11 protein-coding genes are annotated in these 13,400 nt (G+C 69.4%); 5 read left to right on the forward strand and 6 right to left on the reverse strand.

The annotated features are described in order from the left end of the window. Positions 1-2 precede the first annotated feature (2 nt). Positions 3-1,424: an aminopeptidase P family protein gene (locus FGL91_RS11050; RefSeq protein WP_153243847.1), complete on the reverse strand. Its 1,422-nt coding sequence runs from the start codon at positions 1,422-1,424 to the stop codon at positions 3-5. Positions 1,425-1,462: 38 nt separating this feature from the next. Continuing rightward, positions 1,463-2,485, reverse strand: coding sequence for an endonuclease/exonuclease/phosphatase family protein (locus tag FGL91_RS11055; RefSeq protein WP_047523060.1), 1,023 nt, complete (start codon positions 2,483-2,485; stop codon positions 1,463-1,465). 100 nt (positions 2,486-2,585) lie between these two features. Here FGL91_RS11055 and FGL91_RS11060 point away from each other — a divergent pair, with 100 nt between their 5' ends. Both FGL91_RS11060 and FGL91_RS11065 read left to right on the forward strand, forming a co-directional pair. Next, on the forward strand, positions 2,586-3,458 hold the full coding sequence (locus tag FGL91_RS11060; RefSeq protein ID WP_131491916.1) for a PHP domain-containing protein: 873 nt from the start codon (positions 2,586-2,588) through the stop codon (positions 3,456-3,458). 62 nt (positions 3,459-3,520) lie between these two features. After that, the gene (locus FGL91_RS11065) at positions 3,521-4,405 is read left to right on the forward strand and encodes a DUF817 domain-containing protein (RefSeq protein ID WP_153243848.1); all 885 of its coding nucleotides are present in this window, start codon (positions 3,521-3,523) and stop codon (positions 4,403-4,405) included. A gap of 72 nt (positions 4,406-4,477) precedes the next feature. Here the strand turns inward: FGL91_RS11065 and FGL91_RS11070 are convergent, their stop codons facing one another. Further along, a complete protein-coding gene (locus FGL91_RS11070; RefSeq protein WP_153243849.1) occupies positions 4,478-5,998 on the reverse strand; it encodes a DEAD/DEAH box helicase in 1,521 nt (506 codons plus the stop codon). Positions 5,999-6,194: 196 nt separating this feature from the next. Here FGL91_RS11070 and FGL91_RS11075 point away from each other — a divergent pair, with 196 nt between their 5' ends. Further along, positions 6,195-6,908 carry a ferritin-like fold-containing protein gene (locus tag FGL91_RS11075; protein ID WP_047523057.1) on the forward strand — a complete coding sequence of 238 codons (714 nt, stop codon included), beginning with the start codon at positions 6,195-6,197 and terminating at the stop codon, positions 6,906-6,908. A 100-nt stretch (positions 6,909-7,008) separates the two neighbouring features. On the opposite strand, the gene FGL91_RS11080 is transcribed toward FGL91_RS11075, so the two are convergent. The 3 genes from FGL91_RS11080 to FGL91_RS11090 all read right to left on the reverse strand — a co-directional run bounded on the left by FGL91_RS11080 (position 7,009) and on the right by FGL91_RS11090 (position 8,109). Further along, positions 7,009-7,383 (reverse strand): VOC family protein, encoded by a 375-nt coding sequence (locus FGL91_RS11080; RefSeq protein WP_153243850.1) that lies wholly within the window; start codon positions 7,381-7,383, stop codon positions 7,009-7,011. 206 nt (positions 7,384-7,589) lie between these two features. Next, positions 7,590-7,877, reverse strand: a complete 288-nt coding sequence (locus tag FGL91_RS11085) for a hypothetical protein (protein WP_131491919.1) — start codon at positions 7,875-7,877, stop codon at positions 7,590-7,592. Positions 7,878-7,884: 7 nt separating this feature from the next. Then, positions 7,885-8,109: a DUF3107 domain-containing protein gene (locus tag FGL91_RS11090; RefSeq protein WP_131491920.1), complete on the reverse strand. Its 225-nt coding sequence runs from the start codon at positions 8,107-8,109 to the stop codon at positions 7,885-7,887. 172 nt (positions 8,110-8,281) lie between these two features. Here FGL91_RS11090 and FGL91_RS11095 point away from each other — a divergent pair, with 172 nt between their 5' ends. Then, a complete protein-coding gene (locus FGL91_RS11095) occupies positions 8,282-11,503 on the forward strand; it encodes an ATP-dependent helicase (RefSeq protein WP_153243851.1) in 3,222 nt (1,073 codons plus the stop codon). Further along, positions 11,500-13,398, forward strand: coding sequence for an ATP-dependent helicase (locus FGL91_RS19095; RefSeq protein WP_227991520.1), 1,899 nt, complete (start codon positions 11,500-11,502; stop codon positions 13,396-13,398). The genes FGL91_RS11095 and FGL91_RS19095 overlap by 4 nt, the downstream gene beginning before the upstream one ends. Positions 13,399-13,400: the final 2 nt, after the last annotated feature.

The raw sequence follows: 13,400 nt of genomic DNA on the forward strand, positions 1-13,400 counted from the left end.
GGTCAGCTCTGGAGCCGGGCGATCCATGCTTCGACCTCGTCGGCCGTGCGGGGGATATCGGCCGAGAGGTTCACGGGGCCGTCCTCGGTCATCAGGATGTCGTCCTCGATCCGCACGCCGATGCCGCGGAGCTCTGCGGGCACCGTCAGGTCGTCGATCTGGAAGTACAGCCCGGGCTCGATCGTGAACACCATGCCGGGTGTCAGGACGCCGTCGTAGTACATCTCGCGGCGCGCCTGCGCGCAGTCATGCACGTCGATGCCGAGGTGGTGGGAGGTGCCGTGCACCATGTACCGACGGTGCTGGCCGCCCTTGTCCGCGTCGATCGCCTCGTCGGCGGTCACCGGCAGCAGGCCCCACTCCGCGGTGCGTGCAGCGATGACCTTCATGGCGGCCGCGTGCACGTCGCGGAAACGGACGCCCACCCGCGCAGCGGCGAATGCGGCGTCGGCGGCCTCGCGCACGGTCTCGTACACCCGGCGCTGCACTTCGGTGAAGGTTCCCGAGACGGGCAGCGTACGGGTGATGTCCGCCGTGTACAGGCTGTCGGCTTCGACACCGGCGTCGACGAGGATCAGATCGCCCGGGGCCACGGTGCCGTCGTTGCGGGTCCAGTGCAGGTAGCAGGCGTGCGGACCGGACGCCGCGATCGTGTCGTAGCCCTCGCCGTTGCCGTCTTCACGGGCGCGGCGGTGGAAGACACCCTCCACGACACGTTCGCCGCGGGCGTGCGCGACGGCGGACGGAAGCTCGCGGACGATGTCGTCGAAGCCGTTCGCGGTGATCTCGACGGCACGGCGCATCTCGGCGATCTCGAACTCATCCTTGATGAGGCGCAGCTCGGACACGAAACGGGTGAGGGTCTCGTCCTCGTCGAGCACGAGCTCTCCCTCCACGGCCTCGAGCTCGTGGAGATGGGCGGTCGCGATCTCCAGGTCGGCCGCGACACCGTCCAGGGACGGGCGTGGGCCGATCCAGAACTCACCGATCGTGGCGTCGGCGTAGAACTCCGTCGTGGTGCGGTCGGCGCGCTCGCGGAAGAAGAGGGTGACGTCGTGCCCCGTGTCGGTCGGCGCGAAGACCAGGACCGAGTCGGGCTCGGCATCCGCGGCCCACCCCGTGAGGTGGGCGAAGGCGGAGTGTGCCCGGAAGACGTAGTCGGTGTCGTTGCTGCGCTGCTTGAGCGATCCTGCGGGGATGACGAGACGCTTCCCGGGGAAGGCGGCAGAGACCGCGGCTCGACGGGCGGCGGCGTACGGTGCCTGCGCACGCGGAGCGGGAAGGGTTTCCGGACGCTCGGCCCATCCCGTCGAGATGGTGTCGAGGAACCCCTGCGGGAAGGGCTGCTTGCGGTTCGTGTTGCTGTTCTCGACAGACGCTTCGACGGTGGGCTCTGCGATCGTGTCGCGTTCTCCGGTGCTCATCCCTCCAGTCTGTCACCTGCAGGGCGTGTTTCGGGAGTTCAGCCGGCCGGCTCCAGCTGGACGACGAGCGCGCGGTGGTCGCTGCCCCCGGCATCGCCGAGGACGACCGAGCCCGTCGGTGTCCAGTTCGGCGAGGCCATCACGTGATCGATCGGCGCCCCGGCGAGGGGCGGGAGCGAACTCGGCCACGTTCCCGCGAGACCGTTGCCGGTGCGCGACGCGACATCGCGGCAGTATCCGATGTCACCACCGTCCACTCCGAGGGGCGCCATGTGATCGATCGTCGCATTGAAGTCTCCGGCCAGGATGAAGTCGCCCTGCGGACACTGATCGGCGATCCACTGCAGATCGCTCTGCCACTGCTGCATCTCTTCCACACGGGGAGCGACGGCATGCACGGCGACGATCGTGGGTCCGGAGCCGTCGACCGGCATCAGCACGACACTCGGCACGGAGCCCGTGTTGCTGCTGCCGTCCTTCGAGGATTCGATCACCGAGTACTCGCCGAGGTCGGGGGCCACCAGCACCGTGGTGTGCCAGGACTGGGGGCCGTTCGGGACATCGGGGCGGAACTGCACGTGGTGCACCCACATCGGATGCCCCTGCTCGCGCAACATGATCGCGATGCGCTCGCCGACGTCCTCGGTCGTCTCCGGCAGGGCCACGACATCGGCGCCCTGAGCGAGGATCTGCTGGGCGATCACCTCGGCGGACACGGCTTCGCCCGCCGTGTTCCAGGTCAGCACCCGGATGCTGCTCTCCGTCTTCTGGGGGAGCTCGGTGGTGCCGAAGCCGCGGGTCGCTCCGATGACGCCGGTGGCCCCCGCACCCAGCAGCGCGACGATGAGGACCGACGCGGCGAATCCGCGCAGAGGACGAGCGAAGAGCAGCAGGAGCGCGAGCACAGCGATCACCAGGAATCCGCCGAGGACCAGGCCGCGCGCGGACACCAGCTGCGCGAACGGATAGGTCTGCTCGAGACGGAAGAACTGCGGCCACACGACGATCGCCGTCGCGATCGCGAGCAGGACGGTGAAGAGGATCCCCAGTAGTCGAAACATCCCCTCAAGCCTAGGAGCGCCGCCTGTGAAGTCCCTGCCCCGACATCCGCTTCCGTGTGCCTCCGCCCCCACTGGCCGTCGCCCTCGGTACGCTCGGAGGATGGCCTCTCCGTCCGCCGGGTTCGCCGGTCCCGCCGACCTGCACCTGCACTCCAACCAGTCCGACGGGACGGAGGCGCCGGCCGAGGTGATCAGGCAGGCACACGCGCACGGGATCCGCACCGTGGCGCTCACCGATCACGATCGCTCCACCGGGTGGGATGAGGCCGGTGACGCCGCCGTCGCGCTCGGCATGACGTTCATCCCCGGGATGGAGCTGTCGGCGAAGCACGAGTGGCGCAGCGTGCACGTGCTCGGCTACCTCTTCGATCCCGGAGACCCGGCTCTGCGGGCCGAGACCGATCGCATCCGCGGGGATCGGATCGGGCGCGCGGAGCGGATCGTGCGCAACATCGGACGGGACTACGACCTGCACTGGGATGACGTGGTCGCGCAGACGGCTCTGGATGCGACGGTCGGGCGCCCTCACATCGCGGACGCTCTCGTGGCGAGGGGCATCGTGCGCGATCGCACGGAGGCGTTCGACGGGATCCTGCATCCGCGCGAGGGATACTATGAGCCGCACTACGCCCCGGACCCGCTGACCGCGGTGCGCCTGATCACGCAAGCCGGGGGAGTGGCTATCATCGCCCACCCGGTCACCGCGGGTCGCGACCGGATGATGCCCATCCCGTACATCGAGCGGCTGATCGCGGCCGGACTCGGCGGCTTCGAGGTCGATCACCGCGAGAACACCGAAGCGGGCAAGCGGATGCTGCGCGAGCTGGCGCAGAAGCACGACCTCATCGTCACGGGGTCCAGCGACTATCACGGCAGCGGCAAGCCGAACCGTCCGGGGGAGAACACGACGTCCGACGAGATGGTCGCCCGCCTCCTGGCGCAGGGCACCGGCATCGCCCCGCGCTTCCCCTGACGGTCGGGATACTGTCGGGATACTCCCGGTGACCTGTCGACCGGGAGCGCTACATTCCGAGCATGCAACGAGCGACGTCCGCGGAACGCCGTGTCGATGCGTGGGCCCACCGCCTGCTGCTCGGCGCCCCGACGAGCGGCTTCCGCGCCGGCCTGATCGAGTTCGCGGTGTTCGTGGTCAAGCAGGCATGGGCGTGCGTGTTCGGGGCCACGCTGTTGCTCGTGATCGTCGCGGCGCGGTTCTGGTACCCGCCGGATGCGGCGCTCGCGCGCAACGATGCCCTCACCATCGCCGCCGTGCTCATCCAGGTGGCCATGCTCGTGTTCCGCTGGGAGAGCGGACGAGAGCTGTGGGTGATCGTCCTGTTCCACCTCACCGGAACCGTGATGGAGCTGTTCAAGACCGATGTCGGCTCCTGGGCGTATGCCGCGGACGGCTTCCTGCGCATCGGTGGAGTGCCGCTGTTCAGCGGGTTCATGTATGCCGCTGTCGGCTCCTACATGGTGCGCGTCTACCGGCTCTTCGACCTCGGCTTCACGCGATACCCCCAGCGGTGGATGACCGCGATCCTCGCGATCGCGATCTACGTGAACTTCTTCGCACACCATTGGTGGTGGGATGCGCGGTGGATCCTGCTGGCTGCCGTCATCGTGCTGTGGCTGCCGACGGTGATGCACGCGCGTATCTGGCGTCGGACGATCCGGATCCCGCTGCTCGTCGTGTTCGTCGGAGTCGCCGTCTTCATCTACGTGGCGGAGAACATCGGCACCTGGGCAGGAGCATGGGCATACCCCGATCAGGCGGCGGGATGGCAGCCGGTCTCGCCGAGCAAGCTGAGTTCGTGGTTCCTGCTCATGATCATCTCGGTCGTGCTGGTCGCGTGGGTCTATCCGCCGCAGGTTCCTGCGGCGATACTCCACGGGGAGCGGGCGGCCTCTCTTCGCTGAGCGGCGGCGACGACGAAGGGCGCGTGCTGCGGACTTCGTCCGCGGCACGCGCCCTTCTGAGACGTCGAGGTGTCAGGCTCCGGTGACCGGCGCTGCGCCTGCGCCGGAACCTCCACGGCGGCGACGGCGACGGCGCGCCGGCGCGGGCTTGCCGTCGTGGTGCTCCTTGCCCGCCCCGTCGTGGGTGCCGGCGCCCTCGGCGCTGCGGTCTGCGGCCGGAGCGGACTGTCCTTCGCCGGTGGTGGTCCCCGACGCGCCTTCGGCGAAGGTCGAGCCGACCGGAGTCGCGCTGTTGCGACGGCGGCGACGGCGACGCGTCCCGGTCTCGTCGGTGCCTTCCGCGGCGGCGTCCGCGGCACGCTCGGGCCGACGGGTGCGCTCGGTCTTCACGGATTCGGTCTTCGGCGCGGACACGAGGCGGCCCTTCGTGCCCTGCGGGATGTCCAGGTCTTCGTACAGGTGGGGGCTCGACGAGTAGGTCTCGACAGGCTCCGGCTGACCGAACTCGAGCGCCCGGTTGATGAGGGCCCACTTGTGCAGGTCCTCCCAGTCGACGAACGTGACCGCGATGCCGGTCTTGCCTGCACGCCCCGTGCGGCCGGCGCGGTGCAGGTACGTCTTGTCCTCGTCGGGGATGGTGTGGTTGATGACGTGCGTCACGTCGTCGACGTCGATGCCACGGGCGGCCACGTCGGTCGCGACGAGAACGTCACGCTTGCCTGCCTTGAACGCGGCCATCGAGCGCTCGCGCTGGTCCTGCCCCATGTCGCCGTGCACGCCGCCGACGTTGAAGCCGCGGTCGTTGAGCTCGTCGACGAGGCGCTGCGCCGCGCGCTTGGTGCGCGTGAAGATCACGGTCTTGCCGCGGCCCTCGGCCTGCAGGATGCGGGCGATGATCTCGTCCTTGTCCATCGAGTGCGCGCGGTAGACGAGGTGCTTGATGTTGGCCTGGGTGAGGCCCTCGTCGGGGTCGTTGGCGCGGATGTGGATCGGGTTCGACATGAAGCGGCGGGCGAGGGCCACGATCGGGCCGGGCATGGTCGCCGAGAACAGCTGCGTGTGGCGGACCGCCGGGACCTTCTGGAAGATCTTCTCGATGTCGGCGAGGAAGCCGAGGTCGAGCATCTTGTCGGCCTCGTCGAGCACGACCTCCGTCGCGTTGGAGAGGTCGAGCAGGCGCTGGCCCGCGAGGTCGATCAGGCGGCCGGGAGTGCCGACCACGATCTGCGCGCCCGCCTTGAGCTGGTCGATCTGACCCTCGTACGCCTTGCCTCCGTAGATGGCGACGACGCTGGTGGAGCGGTTGCTGGTGAGCAGGTCGATGTCTTCATAGACCTGCACGGCGAGCTCGCGGGTGGGGACGACGACGAGTGCTTTGACGCCGTGCTCCGGGTCCTTGCCGAGGCGCTGCACGACGGGGATGCCGAACCCGAAGGTCTTTCCCGTTCCGGTCTTCGCCTGGCCGATGATGTCCTGCCCCGGAAGGCCGAGGGGGATGGTCTGCTCCTGGATCGGGAAGGCATCGATGATGCCCTTGGCCGCGAGTGCGTCGACGATGTCCTGATCGATGCCGAGATCGGCGAAAGTTGTCACTTTATTCAGATTGCCTGTCCGGCGACCCTGGGGGATCGCCACGTAAACGGATCCACGCCGTCTCTTGTGCCACAGGCGCGGGGCCCCGCTCCGACGGCGGGGACACGCCCAGCCTACCGGAGGGGTGGTGCGGACCAGGAAGGAGTGCCCGGCGCGGGTATTGTGAATCTCGTGGTGGACTCGGGAGGAAGACCTCGTGGTTAAGTGGTTCTGGCAGCGCGATGACGCGCCACGGCGAATCCTCACCCTGCGCAGCCGAGGCGAGCAGAGCGATGCGACGAGGGTCGACTTCGCCGAACTCGCCCCCGAGCTCGATCGGTTCCTCGGTCAGGCCGCGTACCTGCAGCTGGGCTACTTCGAGACGCTCACCAGGCTCATCCGGGCGACCCCCGAGCTTTCCGAGAAGGAGTCCCTGTCGCGTGCGGCCGGGGCGGCGTTGACGAAGCATCGCGGGATCGTGGAGGTCATCGCCGAGCGCGGTGGCGACCCCACGCAGGTGATGCTGCCGTTCCGCGAGAACCTCGACGCGTTCCGACGCAAGACCATCGGTGCGCGACCGCGGGAGACGCTCCTCGCCGTGTACATCACCGCCGGGATGCTCGACGACTTCTACCTCGCGCTCGCGTCGAGCTACGGCGAGACCGGTCGTCGGGTGGCGGAGATCCTCCGCGAAGACGATGCCGGCCATGAGATCGTCGCGATCATCCAGGAGACGATCGAGAGCGATGAGGAGTGGCGGTCCCTGCTGTCGATGTGGGCGCGGCGCCTCGTCGGTGACACCATCCTGGTCTGCCGTTCCGCACTGCGGCCGGAGCTGCTCCAGGTCGACGACGAGCGCGTCGAGCCGGTCTACACCGAACTCATGGGAGCCCACGCGCGGCGCATGGACGCGATGGGCCTCGCCTCGTAGGTTGTGTCGCTGAACCGGGGCTGGTCCTGTGTGTGGGGTCCGACCCCGGCGCAGCGTGAGGAGTAGACGGCTGGGGATGCCAGCCCTCGCTCCAACCTGGTCAGAGGTAGGGCTGAGTGATCAACTCGAGATAGTGTCCCGAGGGGTCGAGAAGATATACGCCTCGGCCGCCATGCTCGTGATTGATCTCTCCCGGCGTGGACCGCTGGGGGTCCGCCCAGTGGTCCAAGCCGCGATCAGTGATGATTCCATAGGCGCGGTCGAAGTGGGCGTCGTCGAGGAGGTATGCGTAGTGCTGCGGCGGAAACTCCATCGGCGGAGCCGCGAATTGCAGCAGGACGCCGTCCGCGATCTCGACGTTGACGAATGGGCCCCATGATGGCGCCTCGGCGGCTTCGAGCAGATCACGATAGAAGTCGGCCATCTCGGCCGCGTCGATCGAGGCGATGATCGTGTGGTTGAAACGTGCTGTCATGATTCTCCTTGCGTTGTGAGGGTGAGTTCGGTTCACTCACGCAAGGAGGTGCGCGGATCAGGCCAGGACCAGATCGCCGTTCTGGGAGCGGCCGATATGGGCCTGACTGGTCAACATCATCACCAGCCTACCGTGGCCGCGAGTTGATTGGCCTCGCTGAGCTTCGAGCCAGGCATGCCCCGCCCGGGCACGGCCTGGGCCGCCCGTCAGATGCCGAGTGCCGCCTTGGCATCTGCATCGGACCGCTTGCGCATCCCGGTGATCGCCACCGTCACCAGCGCGGCGACGACGGGAGCACCGAGCACGCTCGCGAGCCACAGCCAGATGCTGTCCTCACCGACGCCGGCCCACTGCAGACCCGTGTAGGTGATCGCTGAGACCGCTGTCGCCACGGCGGGCGCGAGCGCCACTCCGCGCAGCTCGCGCCCGGAGATCAGGAAATGCACCGCGATGCCCAGGGCACACGCGCCGATCAGTGCGAGCAGGATGTACATCGTCTGCTCAGGCGACGAAGCCGACGCGACGCGATTCCTCGGTGCCCAGTTCGATGTAGGCGAGGTTCGCCGTGGGGACGATGTAGGAGTTGCCCTTCACATCGGCGAAGCTCACGTGCGTCGCGTTCTGCTCCAGCGCCGTGGTGACCTGGGTGCGGACCTCGTCTGCGCTCACGCCGGTGTCGAAGCTCAGTTCGCGGCCGGTGTTGATGATGCCGATGCGGATTTCCACGCGTGCTCCTTGAAGTTCGGGGACTGGCCCAACTCTACCCCGCGGGCATCGGGCGGGATCGGCACCCGGCGTCGGTTTCGCCGTGAGCGCACAGGTCGGGGGTGGCGGGTCGCGAGGGTGTCGCGTGCAGGCGCGCACGACGATGTCCCCGCGTCCGGATAGCGTGGAGGGCATGACACCGGATGCCGCGCAGCGAGCTGTGATCGCCGCCGAGCCGTTCGCCTCCGGTGTCATCATCGGGGCGCCGGGAACAGGGAAGACGCGAACGCTCGTCGACCGCGTCGTGCACCTGCTCGATGCGGCCGATCTGCGACCCGAGCAGGTGCTGGCACTCACGCCGAGCCGCCAGGCCGCAACCGCACTGCGTGACCGGATCGGTGTCCGCATCGGGCAGGCGACCCCGGGGCCGTTGGCGCGGTCGCTCGGCTCCTTCGCCTTCCAGCTGGTCCGGGGGGCGATGGTGCGCGAGGGAGCGGAGCCGCCTGCGCTGCTCACCGGAGCCGACCAGGACCGCATCATCGCGGATCTGCTCGCCGGTGACACCGAAGACGGTCGCATCCCCTGGCCGGACGCGCTCAGCGGCTCGGTGCGCGCGTCGAAGGGATTCCGTTCGGAGCTCCGCGCGTTCCTCGCGGAGTGCACCGAGATCGGGGCCCGGCCGGACGAGCTCCGCGCATCGGGGAACGACGTGTGGGTGGCAGCCGCGGAGTTCCTCGTCGAGTACCGGACGGTACTCGACGCTCTGCGTTCCGCGCACCGCGACGCCGCGGACCTGCTCAGCGAGGCAGCTGCCATCCTGCGCTCGGCCGAGGCGGCGACGCTCGGCCCGCTCGCGCCGTTGCGCGTCGTGCTGATCGATGACGCACAGGAGCTCACCCGCGGAGGGATCGATGTCGTCAGAGCGCTGCGGGGGCGGGGCATCGCGGTGCTGGCGTTCGGCGATCCCGATATCTCATCCGGGTCGTTCCGTGGCGCGAGCCCGGAGCTCTTCGCGCAGCTCGCCGGTGCCGTCGGCGAGGTGCATGTGCTCGACGGCGCGCACCGGCAGCATCCGGCGCTCACCGCCTTGACTCGCACCGTCACACAGGCGATCGGAGTCTCCGGACGCGTCGAGCATCGCCGGGCGCCGGTGCCCGTCGACCCGGAGGCGGTCGATGCGCACGTGTCGACCTTCGTCGCCCCGTCTCCCTACGAAGAGCTGGACCGCATCGCCGGTGTGATGCGCGACTGGCATCTGTCCGAGGGAATCCGCTGGGATCGGATGGCCGTCATCGCTCACGACACGCGTCAGGTGACCACGCTGGAGACCGAGCTCGCGGCCAGGGAGGTCCCCACGCGCGCCGCCGGTGTGCAGCGTCCGCTCGGGAGCGAAGGGATCGTGCGTGACATCGTCGGCATCGTGCGCCTCGCGTTGACGCCGGTCGAGGAGCGCACCCCGGAGGCGCTGGAGGAGGCGCTGCGCACCCCGTTCGGGGGGATGGACGCGATCGGGCTCCGCCGTCTCCGCGCCCGCCTCCGGCACATCGAACTCGCACAGGGCGGGTCGACGCCTGCGCGCGAGCTGCTGCGCCAGGCGATGGCGAACCCCAGCCACCTGACGCTCATCGACTCGCCGGAATCCCGCTCCGCCGAGCGCTTCGCGGAGACGATCGAGGCGGTGGCGCGTGCCGCCGACCAGGGCGAGACGATCCACGATCTGCTGTGGCGGGTGTGGGAGCAGGCTCGTGCCGTCGACGGTCGGCGTCTGCAGGTGGCGTGGCGCGAGATCTCCCTGCTGCCCACCGGAGCGGAGACGGCCCGTTCGCTCGACGCGCTCGTCTCGCTCTTCGACGCGGCGAAGCGCTTCGTCGAGCGCACTCCGAACGAGAAGCCCGAGGCCTTCGTGCGCGACGTCCTCGACAGCGAGGTCCCCGAGGATTCCCTGTCGACCCCGGACCGTCCTGGCAAGGTCACGCTGCTGACTCCGGCCACGGCGCTCGGCACGGAGTTCGACGCCGTCGTCGTCGCCGGGGTGCAGGACGGCGTCTGGCCCAACGTCCGTCTCCGCGGCGGTCTGCTGCAGACCTGGCGTCTGGCCGATGCGCTCGAAGCCGCTCGCACCGGCGTGAGCATCGAACCGCCCGGGGTACTGGACCGCCGGCGGGCAGCGTTGCATGACGAGCTCCGCCTGTTCGTGCGAGCCGTATCGCGGGCACGGAAGCGACTCCTGATCACCGCGGTCGATGACGACGACCTCACCCCGAGCCCGTTCTTCGCCTTCCTGCCCGCCCCGCACCCGCCGGAGCGCCACGCATCGGCCGAGCATCCGCTCACTTTGCGGGGGCTGGTCGCCCGGTACCGACGGACGCTGACCGCGGCGCACTCGGATTCGCTCAGACGCGACGCGGCAGGCCAGCTCGCCGTCCTCGCCCGAGAAGGCGTGCCGGGCGCCGACCCCGCCGAGTGGTACGGCGTCACGGCCCCCTCCACGCAGGCGCCGCTGCGCGATCTCGCCGTCGACGGCGCGCGGGTCTCGCCCTCGAAGATGGAGTCCTTCGAGGAGTGCGGACTCAACTGGGTCGTCTCGGCTCTCGGCGGAGACACGGTGATGCCGCCGACGGCGGGGATCGGCACGATCGTGCACGAGGCGATGGAGCGGGTGCCCGACGGCGATGTCGAGCAGATGCGTGCGATCGTCGCGGAGCGATGGCCGGAACTCGACTTCGAGACCGAGTGGATCGGCCGCAAGGAGCGTCGACGCGCCGATCTGCTCGTCGGGCGCCTGCACACGTATCTCGGCGAGGTGCGCCGCGAAGGCGGGCGGGTCCTCGGCAGCGAGGTGGAGTTCCGTTTCGCCGTCGACGTGGTGGCTGAGGGCGATGCGCACGCGGTGCCCGCCGTGCATCCCGTCGGGGAGGACCGCGCGAACCAGGCGATCATCCACGGGTACATCGATCGCGTCGAGGCGTATCCGCCGGATGCGGGCGAGCACGGCGCCGCACGCGGACGCGGCTGGGAACGGATGTCTGGCGGCCCGGACGGCCGCATCGTGGTGGTCGATCTGAAGACCGGGAAGAACGACCCTGAGTCGGATCCCGGTGTGCGCGAGCACGCGCAGCTCGCGGCCTATCAGGTCGCCGTCCAGCAGGGCCTGGTGGAGGACGCTCCGCCGGGGTCGTTGGCCGGGGCGCGTCTCGTGATCGTCTCCAAGACGCTTGCCAAGAGCGAGTACCGCATCGCGCATCAGCACACGCTCAGCGACGAATCGCGGGCGGCCTTCCTGCGCCGCGTCTCGGATGCCGCCCGCGGCATGTCGGCGTCGAGCTTCACGGCGCAGGTCGAGTCGCACTGCGCCGACACCCAGCGCCGCGTGCATCCGTGTCGCATCCACACCGTCCCGGCGGTGAGCGCATGACCGGGTGGAGCGGCGGCGAGGGGATCTCGGCGACCGACATCGCGGCCGCGCTCGGACAGCCTCCGCCCACACCCGCGCAGCAGCGGGTGATCGAGGCGCCCCCGGAGCCGGCGCTCGTCGTCGCCGGAGCAGGCAGCGGCAAGACCGAGACCATGTCCGGGCGAGTGGTGTGGCTCGTCGCGAACGGGCACGTACGACGTGACGAGATCCTCGGACTCACGTTCACCCGCAAGGCCGCGGGAGAACTCGCGGAACGGATAGGCCACCGTTTGGCGGTCATCGACGAGTACGGCCACCGGGGCCTGCTGCCCCATCTGGCGCAGATCGTGGCCGACGGCTCCCTTCGCCGTGTCGAGGAGTCCGCTGAGGGCCGGCAGCGCGAGGTGGTGCGCAGGCATGTCCTCGACGAGCTCGCCGCTCATCACAGCACCGGGTGGGACCCCGCCATTCCTCGCGCGGCGGAAGACGTGATGATCCGTCCGCGGGTGTCGACCTACAACGCCTTCGCCGACGGGATCGTCCGCGAACATGCTGCGCGCATCGGCCGTGATCCCGACGTGGCCATGCTCAGCCAGGCCGCCTCCTGGATGCTCGCCCGTGAGGTCGTGCTCCGCAGCGATCTTCCTGAGCTGGAGAACATCGACTTCGCGCTCGGCACGATCATCGACGCGGTCCAGCGCCTCGCCGGCGACGCCCTCGACCATCGAGTCGACCTGGAGGTGGCAGAACGGATCGCGCGGGACCAGGCACTCGCCTTCGCGCCCTACCGGGGCAATGCCGACGTGGAGAAGGCGGCTGTGAACCTGCTCAGCCTGCCGACGCTCGCCCGTCTGGTGCGTGACTACATCGCCGAGAAGGAGCGCCGCGGCGTGCTCGACTTCGCCGATCAGGTGGGCGGTGCGTACGACATCGTCGAGTCCGCGCCCGACGTGCGCGACGAGCTTCGGGAGCAGCATCGTGTCGTGCTGCTCGACGAGTACCAGGACACGTCGGTCATCCAGACCCGCTTCCTCGCCGAACTCTTCCGGGACTCCGCGGTGATGGCGGTCGGCGACCCCCACCAGTCCATCTACGGCTGGCGCGGTGCGAGCGCCGACAACCTCTACGCCTTCTCGAGGACGTTCTCGAGCACCGGAACGGCGCAGACCTACAGCCTCATGACGAGCTGGCGCAACGACCGCGGCATCCTCGGCATCGCCAACCGTGTGCTCGAGCCCCTGCAGCGGCCGGGACTCGACGTGCCGCCCCTCGAGCCTCGTCCCGGAGCGGGGGACGGCTCGGTGTCCGTCGAGTACGCGTTCACGGTCGATGACGAGGCCTCCGCCGTCGCGGATTGGTTCGCCGCGCGGAGGGAGGAGCATGAGGCGCGCGGGGTCGGCGCTGCGCAGGGTCTGCGTCCGCACACCGGTGCGATCCTGTTCCGGTCGAAGCGTCACATGCAGACTTTCGCGGCTGCGCTCGCCGCTCGGGGCATCCCGCACCGCATCCTCGGCCTGGGCGGGCTGCTCGCGACTCCCGAGGTGGTCGATGTCGTCTCGACACTCCGGGTCGTGCATGACCCCACGGCGGGGTCCGCCCTGATCCGCCTCCTCACGGGACCCCGCTTCGGGGTGGGGTCGCCGACATGGCCGCCCTCTACGACCTCGGTCGCGCGCTCTCGGAGCGAGACACCGCGTTGGCACCGCTGCCGGAAGAGGTGCGCGCGCGGTTGCGTTCCTCGCGCGGTGCCGATGAGGCGGTGTCCATCGTCGATGCGGTCGACGTGGTGCGCGCGGTGCGTGATGACTACCGTCTGCTCGAGACGATCAGCCCGGACGGACGTGCACGCGTCCGTGCCGCAGGGGAGATGCTGGAACGGCTTCGGCGGGCAGCGTCGCAACCGATCCCGGAACTGATC

It is taken from the genome of Microbacterium sp. CBA3102, assembly GCF_007954505.1.
Lineage (GTDB): Bacteria > Actinomycetota > Actinomycetes > Actinomycetales > Microbacteriaceae > Microbacterium > Microbacterium aurugineum.